This window comes from Streptococcus mitis (assembly GCF_946190285.1).
Taxonomy (GTDB): domain Bacteria; phylum Bacillota; class Bacilli; order Lactobacillales; family Streptococcaceae; genus Streptococcus; species Streptococcus mitis_CP.
Genome location: NZ_CAMHZX010000006.1, coordinates 102,161 through 122,141, shown reverse-complemented (window position 1 = coordinate 122,141; position 19,981 = coordinate 102,161). Strand labels below are relative to the sequence as shown.

General features: G+C 43.5%; 16 protein-coding genes. 14 read left to right on the top strand and 2 right to left on the bottom strand.

Going from position 1 to position 19,981, the window contains the following annotated elements; translation table 11 throughout:
• The first annotated feature begins 2 nt into the window (after positions 1 to 2).
• From N8L39_RS08115 to N8L39_RS08055, 13 genes are all read left to right on the top strand, one after another.
• Positions 3 to 1,100 carry a nucleotidyltransferase gene (locus tag N8L39_RS08115; RefSeq protein ID WP_261010600.1) on the top strand — a complete coding sequence of 366 codons (1,098 nt, stop codon included), beginning with the start codon at positions 3 to 5 and terminating at the stop codon, positions 1,098 to 1,100.
• 192 nt (positions 1,101 to 1,292) lie between these two features.
• Positions 1,293 to 2,906 (top strand): ribonuclease Y, encoded by a 1,614-nt coding sequence (locus N8L39_RS08110; protein WP_000404936.1) that lies wholly within the window; start codon positions 1,293 to 1,295, stop codon positions 2,904 to 2,906.
• Between the two features lie 128 nt (positions 2,907 to 3,034).
• The gene (gene gmk / locus N8L39_RS08105) at positions 3,035 to 3,661 is read left to right on the top strand and encodes a guanylate kinase (protein ID WP_261010601.1); all 627 of its coding nucleotides are present in this window, start codon (positions 3,035 to 3,037) and stop codon (positions 3,659 to 3,661) included.
• Between the two features lie 24 nt (positions 3,662 to 3,685).
• Positions 3,686 to 4,000 carry a DNA-directed RNA polymerase subunit omega gene (gene rpoZ, locus N8L39_RS08100; RefSeq protein ID WP_000979235.1) on the top strand — a complete coding sequence of 105 codons (315 nt, stop codon included), beginning with the start codon at positions 3,686 to 3,688 and terminating at the stop codon, positions 3,998 to 4,000.
• A gap of 65 nt (positions 4,001 to 4,065) precedes the next feature.
• Complete coding sequence (locus N8L39_RS08095) at positions 4,066 to 6,462, top strand: primosomal protein N' (protein WP_261010602.1); 2,397 nt, start codon at positions 4,066 to 4,068, stop codon at positions 6,460 to 6,462.
• Positions 6,463 to 6,474: 12 nt separating this feature from the next.
• On the top strand, positions 6,475 to 7,410 hold the full coding sequence (fmt, locus tag N8L39_RS08090) for a methionyl-tRNA formyltransferase (protein WP_261010603.1): 936 nt from the start codon (positions 6,475 to 6,477) through the stop codon (positions 7,408 to 7,410).
• Positions 7,403 to 8,716, top strand: a complete 1,314-nt coding sequence (gene rsmB / locus N8L39_RS08085; protein WP_261010604.1) for a 16S rRNA (cytosine(967)-C(5))-methyltransferase RsmB — start codon at positions 7,403 to 7,405, stop codon at positions 8,714 to 8,716. Before fmt ends, rsmB begins: the two co-directional genes overlap by 8 nt.
• 14 nt (positions 8,717 to 8,730) lie before the next feature.
• Positions 8,731 to 9,471 (top strand): Stp1/IreP family PP2C-type Ser/Thr phosphatase, encoded by a 741-nt coding sequence (locus N8L39_RS08080; RefSeq protein ID WP_000406256.1) that lies wholly within the window; start codon positions 8,731 to 8,733, stop codon positions 9,469 to 9,471.
• Positions 9,468 to 11,375: a Stk1 family PASTA domain-containing Ser/Thr kinase gene (gene pknB, locus N8L39_RS08075; protein WP_261010605.1), complete on the top strand. Its 1,908-nt coding sequence runs from the start codon at positions 9,468 to 9,470 to the stop codon at positions 11,373 to 11,375. Before N8L39_RS08080 ends, pknB begins: the two co-directional genes overlap by 4 nt.
• Before the next feature lie 94 nt (positions 11,376 to 11,469).
• Positions 11,470 to 12,228: a threonine/serine exporter family protein gene (locus tag N8L39_RS08070; RefSeq protein ID WP_084925579.1), complete on the top strand. Its 759-nt coding sequence runs from the start codon at positions 11,470 to 11,472 to the stop codon at positions 12,226 to 12,228.
• Position 12,229: 1 nt separating this feature from the next.
• Positions 12,230 to 12,679, top strand: coding sequence for a threonine/serine exporter family protein (locus N8L39_RS08065; protein WP_247953284.1), 450 nt, complete (start codon positions 12,230 to 12,232; stop codon positions 12,677 to 12,679).
• Between the two features lie 112 nt (positions 12,680 to 12,791).
• Positions 12,792 to 13,964: a hydroxymethylglutaryl-CoA synthase gene (locus N8L39_RS08060; protein WP_261010606.1), complete on the top strand. Its 1,173-nt coding sequence runs from the start codon at positions 12,792 to 12,794 to the stop codon at positions 13,962 to 13,964.
• Positions 13,964 to 15,238: a hydroxymethylglutaryl-CoA reductase, degradative gene (locus N8L39_RS08055; RefSeq protein ID WP_261010607.1), complete on the top strand. Its 1,275-nt coding sequence runs from the start codon at positions 13,964 to 13,966 to the stop codon at positions 15,236 to 15,238. Before N8L39_RS08060 ends, N8L39_RS08055 begins: the two co-directional genes overlap by 1 nt.
• A 36-nt stretch (positions 15,239 to 15,274) precedes the next feature.
• On the opposite strand, the gene N8L39_RS08050 is transcribed toward N8L39_RS08055, so the two are convergent.
• Both N8L39_RS08050 and N8L39_RS08045 read right to left on the bottom strand, forming a co-directional pair.
• Positions 15,275 to 16,240, bottom strand: coding sequence for a LacI family DNA-binding transcriptional regulator (locus N8L39_RS08050; protein ID WP_000226009.1), 966 nt, complete (start codon positions 16,238 to 16,240; stop codon positions 15,275 to 15,277).
• Complete coding sequence (locus tag N8L39_RS08045) at positions 16,221 to 17,675, bottom strand: glycoside hydrolase family 32 protein (RefSeq protein ID WP_261010608.1); 1,455 nt, start codon at positions 17,673 to 17,675, stop codon at positions 16,221 to 16,223. Before N8L39_RS08045 ends, N8L39_RS08050 begins: the two co-directional genes overlap by 20 nt.
• Positions 17,676 to 18,055: 380 nt before the next feature.
• On the opposite strand from N8L39_RS08045, the gene N8L39_RS08040 reads away from it, so the two are divergent.
• A complete protein-coding gene (locus tag N8L39_RS08040) occupies positions 18,056 to 19,942 on the top strand; it encodes a sucrose-specific PTS transporter subunit IIBC (RefSeq protein ID WP_261010609.1) in 1,887 nt (628 codons plus the stop codon).
• Positions 19,943 to 19,981 lie beyond the last annotated feature (39 nt).

Genomic DNA, 19,981 nt, shown 5'->3' with positions numbered 1-19,981 from the left:
CTATGACCATCACAGGTATTATAGCCGAGTTCAATCCTTTTCATAATGGGCACAAATACCTGCTTGAGCAGGCGGAAGGGCTGAAAATTGTTGCCATGTCTGGGAATTTCACGCAACGAGGAGAGCCTGCTATCGTAGACAAGTGGAATCGGGCCCAGATGGCACTGGAAAATGGCGCGGACTTGGTAGTGGAATTGCCCTTTTTAGTCAGTGTTCAGGCGGCGGATTTCTTCGGTCAAGGAGCTGTGGATATCTTGACACGCTTGGGCATTGATAGTCTAGTTTTTGGGACGGAGGAAGTTCTAGATTACCAGAAAATCGCTGACTTATATACAGAGCAGGCTACTAAAATGGAGAAATTTGTGGAAAATCTGCCTGACTCTCTCTCTTATCCTCAGAAAACTCAGGTCATGTGGAAGGAATTTGCTGGTCTTGATTTTTCTGGCAATACGCCCAACCATGTCCTTGCTCTGGCCTATGCAAAGGCAGTTGCGGGACGCAACATCAAACTTTATCCTATTCAGCGTCAGGGGGCAGGTTACCATTCTGTGGACCAGGATGTGGACTTCGCCTCGGCGACAGCCCTCCGTCAGCACCAGAAGGACCAAGATTTCTTAGACCGCTTTATGCCATCTGTTGCCCTCTTTGAGCAGGCTAGTAAGGTGAGCTGGGAAGACTATTTTCCTATGCTCCGCTATCAAATATTGTCAAATCCCGACCTAACCAGCATCTATCAGGTCAATCAAGAAATGGCTGTGCGCATCAAGGATGCCATCAAGACAGCCCAGTCTGTGGAAAAATTGGTTGAAGCGGTTGCGACCAAGCGGTACACCAAGGCGCGTGTCAGACGTCTCTTGACCTATATCTTGGTGCAGGCTAGAGAAAATGACTTGCCAGAAGCCATTCATGTCCTTGGTTTTACCGAAAAAGGCAGACAACATCTCAAGTCTCTGAAAGGGCAGGTCAATCTAGTCAGCCGAATTGGCAAAGAACCCTGGGATGTCATGACTCAAAAGGCAGACCAGATTTACCAACTGGGAAATCCAAGTATAGCAGAGCAGAATTTTGGAAGAGTGCCGATTAGAATAGAAACAAACTAAGTCTACTGCAAAGTAGGCTTTTTCTCAAATCTCTACTAAACTACTATTTCTAAACAAAACAATTTTATTTTTGTAAATGCGTTCCAAATTCCCCAAAACATATTCTATTTTAGGTTTGTGAAAATCACTTTTTTATGGTAGAATGTAAAAGAATGTATGTCATTCGGAATAACAATAAAATGAGGTAAAAACATGGAAATCATGTCGCTTGCGATTGCTGTTTTTGCCGTCATCATTGGTTTAGTCATTGGATATGTCAGCATCTCAGCTAAGATGAAATCATCTCAGGAAGCTGCAGAGTTGATGCTTTTAAATGCTGAACAAGAAGCAACTAATTTACGTGGACAAGCTGAGCGTGAAGCAGATTTACTTGTTAATGAAGCCAAGCGTGAAAGCAAGTCTCTTAAAAAAGAAGCACTATTGGAGGCCAAAGAAGAAGCCAGAAAATACCGTGAAGAAGTGGACGCTGAATTCAAATCAGAACGTCAAGAACTCAAACAAATCGAAAGTCGTTTGACCGAGAGAGCTACTAGCCTTGACCGTAAAGACGACAATTTGACGAGTAAAGAACAAACACTTGAACAAAAAGAACAAAGTATTTCTGATAGAGCTAAAAACCTTGATGCGCGTGAAGAGCAATTAGAGGAAGTCGAAAGACAAAAAGAAGCAGAACTAGAGCGTATTGGTGCTCTGTCTCAGGCAGAAGCACGAGATATTATCTTGGCACAGACAGAGGAAAACTTGACCAAGGAGATTGCTAGCCGTATTCGTGAAGCTGAGCAAGAGGTCAAGGAACGTTCTGACAAAATGGCTAAGGACATCTTGGTTCAAGCTATGCAACGTATCGCTGGTGAATATGTAGCGGAGTCAACAAACTCAACGGTTCATCTGCCAGACGATACTATGAAGGGACGCATTATTGGTCGTGAAGGTCGTAACATTCGTACCTTTGAAAGTTTGACAGGGGTCGATGTGATTATCGACGATACACCAGAAGTGGTGACCTTGTCAGGATTTGATCCGATTCGTCGTGAGATTGCCCGTATGACTATGGAAATGTTGCTCAAAGATGGTCGTATCCACCCAGCTCGTATCGAAGAGTTGGTTGAGAAAAACCGTCAAGAGATTGACAATAAGATCCGTGAATACGGTGAGGCAGCGGCCTATGAGATTGGTGCGCCAAACCTTCATCCAGACTTGATGAAGATTATGGGACGTTTGCAGTTCCGTACTTCTTATGGACAAAATGTCTTGCGTCATTCGATTGAGGTTGCTAAGTTGGCTGGTATCATGGCGAGTGAACTTGGTGAAAATGCTGCTCTTGCCCGTCGTGCTGGATTCCTTCACGATATCGGGAAAGCTATTGACCGCGAGGTTGAAGGTAGCCACGTTGAAATTGGTATGGAATTGGCTCGTAAGTACAAGGAGCATCCAGTTGTGGTCAATACGATTGCTAGTCACCACGGCGATGTCGAAGCTGAGAGCGTGATTGCAGTGATCGTCGCTGCAGCAGATGCCTTGAGCGCAGCCCGTCCAGGTGCTCGTAGTGAGTCTCTTGAAAGCTACATCAAGCGTCTTCATGATTTGGAAGAAATTGCTAACGGCTTTGAAGGAGTACAAACTAGCTTTGCCCTTCAAGCAGGACGTGAAATCCGCATCATGGTAAATCCAGGACAAATCAAGGACGACAAAGTCACAATCTTGGCTCACAAAGTTCGTGAGAAAATTGAAAACAATCTCGATTACCCAGGAAATATCAAGGTAACCGTGATTCGCGAGCTTCGTGCAGTAGATTATGCTAAATAAATAAGAAAGAGCAGTTGAAAAATTACTGCTTTTTTGTTACACTAGATAGAAAGACTGTAAAGGATAATCTGGCTTTTTGTCATTATCCTAGAGAAATGTTATTTCACAGACTGACTAAAGGAGACACAATGGCAGACCGAGGCTTACTAATCGTTTTTTCTGGTCCTTCAGGGGTTGGAAAAGGAACGGTTAGAAGAGAGATTTTTGAGAGTTCTGAAAACCAATTTCAATACTCTGTATCGATGACGACACGCGCACAACGTCCTGGAGAAGTGGACGGTGTTGACTATTTCTTCCGTACTCGCGAAGAGTTTGAAGAGCTGATTCGTCAAGGACAGATGTTGGAATACGCAGAATATGTCGGCAACTACTATGGAACTCCCCTGACCTATGTCAATGACACCTTGGACAAGGGAATCGATGTTTTCCTTGAAATTGAAGTTCAAGGCGCTCTTCAGGTCAAGAAAAAGGTTCCAGATGCTGTCTTTATCTTCCTGACACCACCAGATTTGGATGAATTGCAAGATCGTTTGGTAGGACGTGGAACAGACAGTGCAGAAGTGATTGCCCAACGAATCGAAAAAGCCAAGGAAGAAATTGCGCTCATGCGTGAGTATGATTATGCGATTGTCAATGATCAGGTGCCCCTAGCTGCTGAACGTGTCAAACGTGTGATCGAAGCAGAGCACTTCCGTGTGGATCGTGTCATTGGTCACTATCAGGAGATGTTACCAAAATCTCCAACTACCCGATAAAATTTAGAAAATAGGTACAAGCAAATGATGTTAAAACCCTCTATTGATACCTTGCTCGACAAGGTTCCATCAAAATATTCACTCGTAATCTTGGAAGCAAAACGTGCCCACGAATTGGAAGCAGGTGCGCCAGCAACTCAAGGTTTTAAGTCTGAAAAATCAACTCTTCGCGCTTTAGAAGAAATCGAATCAGGAAACGTTACAATTCACCCAGATCCAGAAGGAAAACGTGAAGCAGTGCGTCGCCGTATCGAAGAAGAAAAACGCCGCAAAGAAGAAGAAGAAAAGAAAATCAAAGAGCAAATCGCTAAAGAAAAAGAAGATGGTGAAAAAATTTAAGGTTGGGGGGACTCAATCTTATTTTTTCTATTGTAAGAATGTACTGACAAGGAGGAGGTGAGAAGATGGCTATAGCCAAGATTATTGTGGATGTGCCTTTGATGCAGACGGACCAACCCTATAGTTACAGGATTCCTGAGGAATTTGAGGGAATGCTGGAAGTTGGGATGCGGGTCCATGTACCTTTTGGTAAGGGTAATCGCCTGATTCAAGGGATTGTTCTTGGTTTGGATTCTCAATCAGATGAGGAAGAGATGGAGCAAGATTTAAAAGATATTGCTGAGGTGCTGGATTTTTCTCCTGTTCTCACGCAAGAACAACTCTGGCTAGCTGAAGAGCTACGCAAGTCCGTCTTTTCCTATAAAATCTCCATCCTCAAGGCTATGCTACCAGGATTTCTGAACTCCAGCTATGACAAGATTCTCTATCCTCTTGCAGGTCTGAGTCAGGAAGACCGAGAGCGCTTGTTTGGTTCAGAGGATTCGCTTGCCTTTTCTTCTCTAGACCTTGCCAAACAAGCTGAAATGATGCGTTTGACTAGAAAAGGACTGCTTGGTCTGGAATACCAGGCAATTGATCAAAAGAAGGTCAAGACCCAGTCTTGGTATGAGGTTGATGCTACTCAGTTAGAGAAAATTGAGATCTCTACGCGTGCTAAGAAAAAGTTGGAATTGAGAGATTATTTGCTGTCTCATCCAGAGAGTGCTTCTTTGGCTAGTTTGTTAGAGTCCTACTCGCGGGAGCAAGTCAACTTCTTTGTGGAACAAGGTGCTGTGACCATAGTCCAAAAGGAAGTTCAACGCTCGGCTGCTTATTTTGAAGGTATTGAGGCAAGTCAGCCTTTAGAGTTGAATCCAGAGCAAAGACGGGCGCGTGATGCGGTTGTGAGTGCTATTGGTAGTCATCAGCCCCCCTTCCTCCTTCAAGGGATTACAGGAAGTGGGAAGACCGAGGTCTACTTGCAGATTATCCAAGGAGCTTTGGACAAGGGCAAGACAGCTATTTTGCTGGTGCCTGAGATTTCCTTAACTCCACAGATGACGGAGCGTTTTATTGCTCGTTTTGGTGAGAAAGTGGCCATTCTTCACTCAGGCCTGTCCAATGGTGAAAAGTATGATGAATGGCGCAAGGTCGAGCGTGGAGACGCCCAAGTTGTTGTTGGCGCCAGATCGGCCATCTTTGCTCCGCTGAAAAATCTAGGTGTTATGATTATTGATGAGGAGCATGAAGCGACTTATAAGCAGGACAGCAATCCCCGTTACCATGCTAGAGAAGTAGCCATTTTACGGGCCCAATACAATCAAGCGGCATTGGTTCTTGGTTCCGCGACACCGAGCTTAGAAAGCCGTGCTCGTGCTGGAAAAGGTGTCTATCAACATTTACGTCTGACCCAACGAGCTAATCCTTTAGCTAGGATCCCTGAGGTTCAAGTAATTGACTTTCGAGACTATATCGGACAAAACGAGACGTCAAACTTTACGCCTCCTTTGCTAGAAGCTATTCAGGAACGTCTGGTTAAAAAAGAGCAGGTGGTTCTCATGCTCAATCGCCGTGGTTATTCTAGCTTTGTCATGTGTCGGGAGTGTGGGACCGTGGATACTTGTCCCAACTGTGACATTTCTCTCACCCTGCACATGGATACCAAGACCATGAACTGCCATTATTGTGGTTTTTCTAAGGACATTCCTCAGGTCTGTCCTAACTGTAAGAGTCGCAGTATTCGTTACTACGGGACGGGGACACAGAAGGCTTATGACGAGCTGGCAGAACTCTTTCCCCAGGCCCGTATTTTGCGGATGGATGTGGATACGACTCGTAAGAAAGGTAGTCATCAAGCTCTGCTTGACCAGTTTGGTAGAGGGGAAGCAGATATTTTACTTGGTACTCAGATGATTGCCAAGGGATTGGATTTTCCCAATGTGACTTTGGTCGGAGTGCTCAATGCGGATACGGCCTTGAATCTACCAGATTTCCGTTCTTCTGAGAGAACCTTCCAACTTTTGACTCAGGTGGCAGGTCGAGCAGGTCGAGCTGAAAAAGCTGGGCAGGTCTTGATTCAGTCTTACAATCCTCAGCACTACGCTATTCGTTTTGCAAAAGACCAGGACTACGAAGGTTTTTACGCTTATGAAATGGGAATCAGACGACAACTTGGTTATCCACCTTACTATTTCACCATTGGCATTACCCTTTCTCACAAGAAAGAAGAAGAGGTGGTCAAACGTGCCTATGAAGTTATGAACATTTTGCGGTCAGGATTGTCAGAGACCAGTAACATTCTTGGGCCAACGCCCAAACCCATTGCTCGTACCCACAACCTCTATCATTATCAGATTTTGATTAAATACCGTTTAGAAGATGAGCTGGGGCCGACCCTCAACCAGGTCTTGGCCTTGACTCAAGAACGGGAAAATAGTGAGCTCCGTCTCAGCATTGACCATGAGCCACAGCAATTTTTATAAGAAGGAGAAGATATGACAAAATTAATCTTTATGGGGACCCCCGACTTTTCAGCAACAGTCTTAAAAGGACTTTTGACAGATGACCGTTACGAAATTCTAGCCGTTGTGACCCAGCCAGACCGTGCTGTCGGACGTAAAAAAGTTATCCAAGAAACCCCAGTCAAGCAGGCTGCCAAAGAAGCGGTTCTTCCAATCTACCAACCTGAAAAATTATCTGGAAGTCCAGAGATGGAAGCTATTATGAAGCTAGGAGCGGATGGGATTGTGACAGCTGCTTTTGGGCAGTTTCTCCCAAGTAGACTCCTTGATAGCATGGACTTTGCGGTCAACGTTCATGCATCTCTTCTTCCTAAACACCGTGGTGGAGCGCCAATCCATTATGCCTTGATTCAAGGGGATGAGGAAGCTGGTGTGACCATTATGGAAATGGTTAAGGAAATGGATGCAGGAGATATGATTTCTCGTCGCAGTATTCCAATCACGGATGAGGACAATGTCGGCACCTTGTTTGAGAAATTGGCGCTAGTTGGTCGTGATTTGCTTTTGGACACTTTGCCTGCCTACATTGCTGGGGAAATCAAACCTGAACCGCAGGATCCAAGTCAGGTCACTTTCTCGCCAAATATCAAGCCAGAGGAAGAAAAACTGGACTGGAACAAAACCAATCGTCAACTCTTTAACCAAATCCGTGGCATGAACCCCTGGCCTGTTGCCCATACTTTCCTTAAGGGCGACCGCTTTAAGATTTATGAAGCACTACCAGTAGAAGGTCAGGGAAATCCAGGTGAGATTCTCTCTACTGGTAAGAAAGAATTGATTGTCGCAACGGCAGAAGGGGCTCTATCCCTCAAACAAGTGCAGCCAGCTGGTAAACCTAAGATGGACATTGCTTCCTTCCTCAATGGAGTTGGACGTACATTGACTGTAGGAGAACGATTTGGTGACTAAAGTAGAAACGGCTAGAAGTTTAGCCCTAGCAGTATTAGAGGATGTTTTTATCAATCAAGCATACTCAAATATCGCCTTAAATAAGCATTTCAAGGGAAGTCAACTTTCGGCAGCAGACAAGGGCTTGGTGACCGAGCTGGTCTATGGAACGGTAGCCCGTAAACTGACTCTGGAATGGTACCTATCCCACTTTATCGAAGACAGAGACCAGTTAGATAGTTGGCTTTATGTCCTTCTTCTCATGAGTGCTTACCAGCTCCGCTATTTGGACAAGATTCCAGACCATGCTGTGGTCAATGAAGCAGTAGAATTGGCCAAAGTCCGTAAAAAAGGCAGTGAAAAATTGGTCAACGCTGTCCTTCGCTGTATCTTGCGTGAAGGCTGGCCAGATATTGCTAGCATCAAGCGAAAAAACAAGCGTGATTCCATTGCCTATTCTCTTCCAGTTTGGCTAGTTGCCAAGCTCAAGGAAGAATACGGAGAAGAGCGAGCTCAAGCTATCTTTGAAAGCCTTTTGGTGCGCAACAAGGCTAGTATTCGTGTAACGGACCTAGGACGAAAAGAAGAAATCCAAGTCTTGTTGGAGGCCAGTGATTCACCTTTGTCTGTTTTTGGTCTCGTCAAGGAGCAGGGGCATTTTGCAGGCCATGACCTATTTTCAGAGGGGGCTATTACTATCCAAGACGAGTCTAGTCAGCTGGTTGCTCCCACTCTTGATTTACAAGGTGGTGAGCAGGTTCTAGATGCCTGTGCGGCTCCAGGTGGGAAAACAGCCCATATAGCCTCTTATCTAACGACAGGTCAGGTTACTGCTCTGGACTTGTACGACCATAAGTTGGACTTAATACAAGAAAATGCCCAACGTTTGGGAGTTGCAGATCGGGTTCAAATGCAAAAATTAGATGCCAGAAAGGTGCATGAGTTTTTTGGTCAGGATTCATTTGATAAGATTTTGGTAGATGCTCCCTGTTCAGGAATCGGTCTTCTGCGCCGAAAACCAGACATCAAATACAATAAAGAAACGGCAGATTTCGCGTCCTTGCAGGAAATTCAGCTAGAAATATTAGGTAGTGTTTGTCAAACACTACGCAAAGGTGGTATAATAACTTATAGTACCTGTACTATTGTCTCAGAGGAGAACTTTCAAGTCGTACAGGCATTTTTAGAAAGTCATCCTGAATTTGAGCAGGTTACACTAGAACATGAATGTAAGGATATCATGAAAGACGGCTGTATCCTCATTACACCTGAATTGTATGGAAGTGATGGATTTTTTATCAGTCAATTTCGTAAGATATCGGATTAGGAAGGAACTAACACATGGAAATTTCATTATTAACAGATGTTGGTCAGAAACGAACAAATAACCAAGACTATGTCAACCACTATGTCAATAGAGCTGGACGTACTATGATTATCCTAGCTGATGGTATGGGAGGTCATCGCGCAGGGAATATCGCTAGTGAGATGGCGGTAACAGACCTAGGTGTAGCTTGGGTAGATACTCAAATCGATACAGTTAATGAAGTACGTGAATGGTTTGCTAACAACCTTGAGATTGAAAATCAAAGGATTAACCAATTGGGACAAAATGAAGCCTATAAAGGAATGGGGACAACCCTTGAGGCTGTAGCCATTATTGATAATCAGGCTATTTATGCTCACATCGGAGATTCTCGTATCGGTTTGATTCGTGGAGAAGAATACCACCAGTTAACGAGCGACCATTCTTTGGTCAATGAATTGCTTAAGGCAGGTCAATTGACACCTGAAGAAGCTGCTAGCCATCCACAGAAAAATATTATTACCCAGTCAATCGGTCAAAAAGACGAAATTCAGCCTGATTTTGGAATGATCACCCTTGAGCCGGGAGACTATCTCTTACTCAATAGTGATGGCTTGACAAATATGATTTCAGGCAGTGAGATTTCTGATATTGTAACCAGCGATATTTCTTTGGCAGATAAGGCAGCAACCTTGATCCGTTTTGCCAACAATGCGGGTGGTTTAGACAACATCACAGTTGCCCTTATTGCTGTTAATGAGGAGGAAACAGAATGATCCAAATCGGCAAGATTTTTGCCGGGCGGTATCGGATTCTCAAACAGATTGGTCGAGGAGGCATGGCAGATGTTTACTTGGCTAAAGATTTGATTCTAGACGGGGAAGAAGTGGCAGTAAAGGTCCTGAGAACCAACTACCAGACAGACCCGATTGCTGTGGCGCGTTTCCAGCGGGAAGCGAGAGCCATGGCGGATCTGGACCATCCTCATATCGTTCGGATTACAGATATCGGTGAAGAAGAGGGACAACAGTATCTTGCAATGGAATATGTTGCTGGATTAGACCTCAAACGCTATATCAAGGAACATCACCCTCTTTCAAATGAAGAAGCGGTTCGAATCATGGGACAAATCCTCTTGGCTATGCGCTTAGCCCATACTCGAGGAATTGTTCACAGGGATTTGAAACCGCAAAATATCCTTTTGACCCCAGATGGGACTGCCAAGGTTACTGACTTTGGGATTGCAGTAGCCTTTGCAGAGACAAGTTTGACTCAGACTAACTCAATGCTGGGTTCGGTTCATTATTTATCGCCAGAGCAGGCGCGTGGCTCTAAAGCAACTGTGCAGAGTGATATCTATGCCATGGGGATTATTTTCTATGAGATGCTGACAGGTCATATTCCTTACGATGGGGATAGTGCAGTGACCATCGCCCTCCAGCATTTCCAGAAACCACTGCCATCGGTTATAGCTGAAAATCCATCTGTGCCTCAGGCTTTAGAAAATGTTGTTATTAAGGCAACTGCCAAGAAATTGACAGATCGTTACAAATCAGTCGCTGAAATGTATGTGGATTTGTCGAGTAGTTTGTCTTATAATCGTCGTAATGAACCAAAACTAGTCTTTGACGATGCAACTAAGGCAGATACTAAAACTCTTCCTAAAGTTCCACAAAGTACTCTGACTTCTATTCCTAAAGCTCCGCTACAAGAGGGAAGACCTCAACCTAAGCCCCAACCTCATCAGGCAGAAAAACCAGTACCTAGTCCAAAGCCAACCAAACGCCGTCGCATGAAAGCACGTTATCCAATTTTATTTGCGACCTTCTTGTTGGTTGTGGCATCCTTGGTATGGATTTTATATAGAACGCCCGCTACCATTGCTGTTCCAAAAGTAGCAGGTCAGACGGTTGCTGAGGCTAAAGAAGCACTTAAGAAAGCTAATTTTGAGGTTGGTGAAGAAAAGACAGAAGCTAGTGATAAGGTTGAAGAAGGTCGGGTTATTCGCACCGATCCTGACGCTGGTACTACACGAAAAGAAGGAACAAAAATTAATTTGATTGTGTCTTCTGGTCAGCAATCCTTCCAACTTGGAAATTACCTCGGTAGAAAATCTAGTGATGTAGTAGCAGAATTGAAAGGCAAGAAGGTTCCAGAAAATCTGATTAAGGTTGAGGAAGAAGAATCTAACGAAATCGAAGCTGGAACAATCATAAAACAAAGTTTACCGGAAGGAACAACCTATGATCTTAGCAAGGCAACTCAAATAGTTTTAACAGTTGCTAAGAAGGTAAATTCTGTTTCAATGCCAAGCTATATTGGTTCTAGCCGAGAATTTACAAAGAATAATCTGATACAGATTGTTGGTGTTAAAGAGGCTAATATAGAAATTGTAGAAGTTTCTAGCCCAGCGGGACATGAAGAAGGAACAGTAGTGGATCAAAGTCCAAAACCGGGTGAAAAGGTAGATTTGAACACCACTCGTGTTAAAATTTCTATTTATAAAGCGAAGCCGACTCGTTCTTCTTCAACTTCTTCAACTTCTTCATCCTCATCCTCTTCTTCGTCCTCAAGTTCTTCTCGGAAACCTAACGAGCCGGGGAATGCAGAAACCACTCCAACACAAGGAAACTCGCAAGGTAATTCACAACGAGGAGATACTTCCCCAGATAATCCATAGTGATACTAGAATCTTTGTCATGATTTCATGGCAAAGATTTTTTTTGAGTCCGGATTTGTGATAGAATAGAGGGAGTTGATAAAAGGAGGAACGCATGGAAGAATCAAGAGAATTAAATGCCGTTATCGATGTGATTATGTTAGCTGGAACCATTCTTCTCAAAAGTGGCTCAGAGATTCATCGTGTAGAAGATACCATGATCCGTATTGCGCATTCGCAGGGGATTGTGGATTGCAATGTTCTTGCCATGCCTGCCGCTATCTTTTTCTCCATTGAAAATACCAATATTTCGCGAATGAAACGCGTGACTTCCTCTTCTTATAACATCGAAAAAGTCTGCGATGTGAATCAGATTTCTCGTCAGTTGGTAGGAGGAAAGCTGGATTTAGAGACGGCCTTCAAGCAATTGACGGCTTTGCAAGCTCAACCTCTTCCCTATACTAAGTTGCAGGTAACTCTGGCTGCGACCTTTAGCGCCCCTTTCTTTTCGATTATGTTTAGTGGAAATATCTACGACGCACTTGGGGCAGGAGTGGCTACCTTATTTGGTTTTGCCTTTTCCCTCTATGTGGAGAAGTTTATCCGAATTCCCTTTGTGACAGCCTTTGCTGGAGCCTTTGTCTTTGGGATGATTGCCCAGTTTTGGGCTCGCTACACAGGTTTTCCTTCAACGGCAGATTTGATTATAGCTGGTGCGGTCATGCCGTTTGTACCAGGTATTGCCTTGACCAATGCGGTCCGTGATATTATGACCAACCACATAAACTCTGGTATGAGTAAGATGTTTGAATCCCTGCTCATTACCCTTGCTTTAGGGGCAGGAACTTCTGTCGCCTTGGTATTGATGAATTAATATGACACTAACAACCTTTTTATTACAAGCAGTGGCAAGTCTTCTTGCTATTATCACTTTTTTAATTGTACTCAATGTTCAACGGTCTATGCTCTTACCTGGAGGGGTTTTGGGCATGGCTGTCTGGCTAATCTATCTCTTGCTCAAGGAACCGACCAATGTTATTGTGGCTACTTTTATTGCAGCCATTATCGGTTCTTGTGTCAGCCAGATTTTAAGTATTCTTTATAAGACACCTGCTGTGGTCTTTATCTTGGCCATCTTGGCACCTCTGGTTCCGGGTTATCTCTCCTATCGGACAACTGCCTTTTTTGTGACGGGAGATTACAGTCATGCCATTGCTAGTGCAACCTTGGTTGTTATGTTGGCTTTGGTGATTTCCATTGGAATGGCTAGCGGAACAGTGATTCTCAGACTTTATTCCTATTTAAGAAAGCAGCATAATGGTTAGAATAATAAGCGACTTGATTTGGTGAATCAAGTCTTTTTTCTCTCTTTTACTGCTATTTGTGATAAAATAGTATAGAACGATTTTTTACATGAATGATAAAACAGAGGTAAATATGACAATCGGTATTGATAAGATTGGTTTTGCGACTAGTCAATATGTCTTGAAATTACAAGACTTAGCAGAAGCGAGGGGAATTGACCCTGAAAAATTAAGTAAAGGACTCTTACTCAAGGAATTGAGTATTGCTCCTCTAACTGAGGATATCGTGACCTTGGCGGCCAGTGCAAGTGACTCTATTTTAACTGAGCAAGAAAGACAAGAAATCGATATGGTCATTGTGGCGACTGAGTCAGGAATTGACCAGAGTAAAGCTGCGGCCGTCTTTGTGCATGGTTTGCTGGGCATCCAGCCCTTTGCTCGTAGTTTCGAGATTAAAGAAGCTTGTTATGGAGCGACAGCGGCCCTTCATTATGCCAAATTGCATGTGGAAAATTCTCCAGAGTCCAAGGTCTTGGTCATTGCCAGTGATATTGCCAAATATGGTATTGAAACACCTGGAGAACCCACTCAGGGTGCTGGAAGTGTGGCCATGTTGATTACACAGAATCCACGCATTATGGCCTTTAATAATGACAATGTGGCTCAGACTCGTGACATCATGGATTTCTGGCGTCCAAATTACTCAACAACGCCTTATGTAAATGGTGTTTATTCTACCCAGCAATACTTAGATAGTTTGAAAACGACTTGGCTTGAATACCAAAAACGTTACCAGCTTATCTTAGATGATTTTGCGGCTGTTTGCTTCCACTTGCCTTATCCTAAATTAGCCTTAAAAGGCTTGAAAAAAATCATGGATAAGAGCCTGCCTCAAGAGAAAAAAGACCTCTTGCAAAAGCATTTTGACCAGTCTATTCTCTACAGTCAAAAGGTGGGGAATATCTACACAGGTTCACTTTTCCTTGGACTTTTATCTCTCTTGGAAAATACAGATAGCTTGAAGGCTGGGGATAAAATTGCCCTTTATAGTTACGGAAGTGGGGCCGTAGCTGAGTTCTTTAGTGGTGAATTGGTTGAAGGATATGAAGCTTATCTGGATAAAGACCGTTTGAACAAGCTCAACCAACGAACTGCCCTGTCTGTTGCAGACTATGAAAAAGTCTTCTTTGAGGAAGTAGACTTAGATGAAACAAATTCTGCCCAGTTTGCTGGCTATGAAAATCAAGATTTTGCCTTGGTTGAAATTGTTGACCACCAACGCCGTTATAGCAAGGTTGAAAAATAATGAAGATAAGTTGGAATGGATTTTCTAAAAAATCATACCAAGAGCGCCTCGAGCTGTTAAAAGCTCAGGCGCTCCTTAGTCCTGAAAAACAAACCAGTCTGGAGCAGGATGAACAAATTAGTGTGACTGTGGCAGACCAGCTGAGTGAAAATGTAGTGGGAACTTTTTCTCTGCCTTATTCGCTGGTCCCAGAGGTTCTCGTTAACGGTCAGGAATACACAGTTCCCTATGTGACAGAAGAACCGTCCGTGGTTGCTGCGGCCAGCTATGCAAGTAAAATCATCAAGCGTGCAGGCGGGTTTACTGCGCAAGTCCATGAGCGTCAAATGATTGGTCAGGTAGCCCTTTATCAAGTTGCTGATCCTGAACAAGCGCTAGAGAAGATTTCCAGCAAGAAAGCGGAGCTCTTGGAGCTTGCCAATCAAGCTTATCCTTCTATCGTTAAACGCGGGGGTGGGGCGCGTGATTTACATGTAGAACAGCTCAAAGGCGAAACAGACTTTCTCGTTGTTTATCTCCATGTAGATACCCAGGAAGCCATGGGTGCTAATATGCTCAACACCATGCTGGAGGCCTTGAAACCAGTCTTAGAAGAACTCAGTCAGGGACAAAGTCTTATGGGAATCCTGTCTAATTACGCGACCGATTCTCTGGTGACTGCGAGCTGTCGCATCGCCTTTCGCTACTTGAGCCGACAAAACGATCAAGGACGAGAAATTGCGGAGAAAATAGCTTTGGCTAGTCAGTTTGCGCAGGCTGACCCTTACCGAGCTGCTACTCATAATAAAGGGATTTTTAATGGTATTGATGCCATTTTAATAGCCACTGGTAATGACTGGCGTGCCATTGAGGCTGGAACCCATGCCTTTGCTAGTCGAGATGGACACTATCAAGGTCTTAGTCAATGGACGCTGGACATGGAGAGAGAAGAATTGATTGGTGAGATGACCTTGCCCATGCCTGTAGCGACCAAGGGTGGCTCTATTGGTCTTAACCCTCGTGTAGCCCTCAGTCATGAGCTACTGGGAAATCCTTCTGCCAAAGAATTAGCCCAGATTATCGTGTCTATCGGGCTTGCCCAAAACTTTGCGGCCCTCAAAGCCTTGGTCAGTACAGGGATTCAGCAAGGCCACATGAAATTGCAGGCTAAATCCTTAGCTCTCCTAGCAGGAGCTAGTGAATCCGAGGTAGTTCCCCTAGTCGAGCGCCTCATCGCAGATAAAACCTTTAACTTAGAGACTGCCCAGCGTTATTTAGAAAACTTAAGATCATAAAAAAACTCAGACGAATCGGTCTGAGTTTTTTTGTGTTTAAATACTTTTTCCCGGTAAAAGAGTAACTGGTAAGAAGTAACCTGTTGTGGCAACTTCCTTGCCTTCAATCTTCTGCAAGAGGAGGTCAACAGTGAGGCAGGCAATCTCTTCCAAGGGTTGTTTAATAGTAGCCAGTTGAGGATAGTAATTCTCAATAAAGTAGGTCCCATCATAGCCGATGACCTTGAGCTCTTCTGGGACAGAAATGCCCAATTCTTGAGCGATTTTAATGACCAGAATAGCTGTCAAATCATCTGAAGCAAAAATGGCATCTGGCTTTTGTCGAGTCAAGATATTCTTGATTTCCATTTCTTTTCTGACAGGAGAAAAGTCACTGGAAACATTGATAATAGGTGCTTTGGGGAGAACAGATGCAAAGCCAGCGTGGCGTAGTCCAGTTGGCGAGTTAGAATTGTCATTTCCTGTAATCATGATGATAGACTGGGCGCCTGTCTTAACCAAGGTCTGGGCTGCTAGAACTCCACCAGCATAGTTGTCAGAGGAAACGACAGGAATGTCTGGCGACAGATTTCGGTCAAAGGAAATAATTGGTGCCGTCACGCGATTGTAGTCTTCGATTCCCAAGTTGTGACTACCCGAAATGATGCCGTCCACTTGATTGGCTTCCAACATTTCGATGTATTCACGTTCCTTCTCAGAATCGTGCTCACTGTTGCAGATGATGGTCTTATAACCATTCTTGAAGAGTTGGTGTTCCAGCTTATCAATCAATTCTGCATAGAAAACGTTAGAAATATTGGGGAAAATCAAGCCGATTAACTTAGCTGATTTTCCTTGCAGACTACGAGCTAGGTTGTTGGGCTTATAGCCCAATTCTCGCATGGCTTCATTTACCTTTTGAATTGTTTTTTCAGATAAATACCCTTTTTTATTGATAACCCGAGAAACGGTAGTAGGGCTGACGCCTGCAAGTTTGGCGACATCAGTTAGTTTTGCGACCATAATCTAATTCATAGTAAGTTCCAGTTGGGTTTCCAGATTTAATCAGGATCCCATTTTGGTCCGCATGTGGGAAGACACGACCAGAAAATACTTTTTCTCCTTTATTGATGAAAATTTCAAAGACAGAGTTATCGATGAAGATTGTAGCAGTAGTAGCCTGATTCTCGATAGGGCAAGAACGTGTAGTTCCAAATTCTTGGGCATACTGTTCACCAGCCTGGCTACGATCTACTGTCACTTGACCATTTACAAGGTCAAAGTTGATGGAAAGTCCCTTGCCTTCTTTATCAGCCAGTAAGACAATCTCGCTCTGGCTATTAGCTTCCAAGTTGAGTTCAAGTTCGTAAGTGTTCTTGGTTTGAGCACGATTTGAGAAGACTTCTTCAGAAGCACGAAGGTCCTTGATAGCTGCGACTGGGTATTGGTAGAGTTTGCCGTCTTTGATAGTGAGTTCCTTGACCAAAGAGAAAGTTCCTTGGTGGTCAAAACGGTCAGAAGGGTAAGAAACATCTGGCAAGCCAAGCCAGCTAACAGCTAGAGCACGTCCATCAGGAGCGTTGAAGGCTTGAGTTGCATAGGCTTCGAAACCATAGTCCATGTTTTGAAGTTGAGATACATCTACCATTTTAGCATTTTCAGGATCAAAGGAAGCTCCAATCTTATACATATTTGGAAAGATATTATCGTAGTCTAGAACCTTCTTATCCAATCCTTGTGGGCAGTAGAGAAGGACAGGTTGTTCCCCTACAAAGACCAGATTTGGGCATTCCATCATGTAGGCAGTACGGTCGTTAGCAAAGTCAAGGTTGCCAACGGTTTGCCAGTTTGTATAGTCGTTGTCTACAGCCTTGTAGAGACGGACGAAGCCTTTTTTCTCCAAATCCTGTCCACCGACGATAGCATAGTATTGGCCCTTGAAGTTAAAAATTTGCGGATCACGGAAGTGGTCAGTAGAGTCTGTTGGCTGGTCGATCAAGATCTTGTCAATCTTCGTAATCTTGCCATCCTTATCCATCAAAGCACCGATTTGGTAAGGGTGACGGATCCAGTTTTCATCGCGAACATTTCCTGTATAAAATAGGAACAAGTTATCGCCAAACTGCATGGCAGAACCAGAGTAGGCACCGTGGCTATCTAATGGAGTATCAGGCAAAACTTTGACTCCAGTTTCTGTGAAGTGAACCAAGTCCTCACTTTCCAACTGCACCCAAGATTTCAAACCGTGGGCTGCACCAAAAGGAAAGTTTTGATAAAAAACAACCCACTTCCCATCAAAGTAGGAAAAGCCATTTGGATCGTTGAGAAGTCCTGTTTTTGGCTCAACATGGTAATGAGTATGCCATGGAGATTGTGCCATATTTTCCTTTATATGTTGAATTTCTTCTTGCGTCCAATCTTGATAAAGTCTGTAACGACGCTCAGTTGTCCATTCCATTCATTCATTCCTCCAAAAATCTTATCACTTTTAATAGTAACCGTTTTCGATAAAAAATGCAAGCCTTTTATGTTAAAAAAGAGAAAAAACTGTCAAACGTTTATCACAAATAAAAAGCAGAAAATCAATCAACTTTTCAATATAATATGAAAGATAATGAAATTAAATCCTTTTTAATCAAGGTTTTAAACTTATTTTTTCAAGTCATACCTGATAAAACAGTCAAAATCAATCAATCTAAAGCGAGCTTACTAAGTGGATAGAATATTTTTTCTGCAAAACGCTTGACATATTTCTAAAACATGATAAAATAATAGTCGTAGGGCGAATAAAATCGCTTTCAAACAATAACAAAATTTTATATAAGGAGATTTTTGCAAATGAACAATCAGGAAATTGCAAAAAAAGTCATCGATGCCTTGGGCGGACGTGAAAATGTCAACAGTGTAGCTCACTGTGCGACTCGTCTTCGTGTCATGGTCAAAGATGAAGGAAAAATCAATAAAGAAGTGATTGAGAACTTGGAAAAAGTTCAAGGTGCTTTCTTTAACTCAGGTCAATACCAAATCATCTTTGGTACTGGTACAGTAAACAAAATGTACGATGAAGTTGTTGCGCTTGGTTTGCCAACATCATCTAAAGATGACATGAAAGCAGAAGCTGCGAAACAAGGGAACTGGTTCCAACGTGCTATCCGTACTTTCGGTGACGTTTTTGTTCCAATCATCCCAGTTATCGTAGCGACAGGTCTCTTTATGGGTGTGCGTGGTCTTTTCAACGCTCTTGAAATGCCACTTCCAGGTGACTTTGCAACTTACACTCAAATCTTGACAGATACAGCCTTTATCATCTTGCCAGGTTTGGTTGTGTGGTCAACCTTCCGTGTATTTGGTGGAAATCCTGCCGTTGGTATCGTTCTTGGTATGATGCTTGTTTCTGGCTCACTTCCAAACGCTTGGGCAGTCGCTTCAGGTGGTGAAGTAACAGCTATGAACTTCTTTGGTTTCATCCCTGTTGTTGGTTTGCAAGGTTCTGTTCTTCCAGCCTTCATCATCGGGGTTGTCGGAGCTAAATTTGAAAAAGCTGTCCGCAAGGTTGTTCCAGATGTCATTGACCTCTTGGTAACACCATTCGTGACACTTTTGGTCATGTCTATCCTTGGGCTCTTTGTTATCGGACCAGTCTTCCACGTTGTTGAAAACTACATCCTTATCGCTACAAAAGCAATTCTTGGCTTGCCATTTGGTCTTGGTGGTTTCTTGATTGGTGGGGTTCACCAATTGATTGTCGTGTCAGGTGTGCACCACATCTTCAACTTGCTTGAAGTGCAATTGCTTGCTGCTGACCATGCTAATCCATTCAACGCGATCATCACTGCGGCTATGACAGCCCAAGGTGCTGCGACTGTTGCGGTTGGTGTTAAAACTAAAAATCCAAAACTGAAAACACTTGCTTTCCCAGCTGCTCTTTCTGCCTTCCTCGGTATTACAGAGCCTGCTATCTTCGGGGTGAACTTGCGTTTCCGTAAACCATTCTTCCTTTCATTGATTGCTGGTGCAATCGGTGGTGGATTGGCTTCAATCCTTGGACTTGCTGGTACTGGTAGTGGTATCACTATCATCCCTGGTACAATGCTTTATGCAGGTAATGGACAACTTCCACTATACCTTCTTATGGTAGCTGTATCATTTGCACTTGGTTTTGCTCTTACTTACATGTTTGGTTATGAGGATGAAAAAGAAGTTGCTACTGAAGTAGAGACAGAACGTTTGGTCCAAGAAGAAACAACTGGTAACATTCCAGCAGCTCTTCAAAATGAAACACTTGTAACTCCTATCGTTGGTGATGTTGTAGCTCTTGCTGATGTTAATGACCCTGTTTTTTCAAGTGGTGCTATGGGACAAGGTATCGCTGTGAAACCAAGTCAAGGTGTGGTCTATGCACCTGCTGATGCTGAAGTTTCAATTGCATTTCCAACAGGACACGCTTTTGGTTTGAAAACAACTGATGGTGCTGAAGTTTTGATCCACGTTGGTATTGACACTGTATCTATGAATGGTGAAGGTTTTGAAGCAAAAGTTGCCCAAGGTGATAAGGTTAAAGCTGGCGATGTTCTTGGAACATTTGACTCAAACAAAATCGCTGCAGCTGGACTTGATGATACAACAATGGTTATCGTTACAAATACAGCTGACTACGCTTCAGTAGCTCCAGTCGCAACAGGTTCAGTTGCTAAGGGGGATGCTGTTATTGAAGTGAAAATCTAATACTCTTCGAAAATCAAATTCAAACCATGTCAGCTTCGC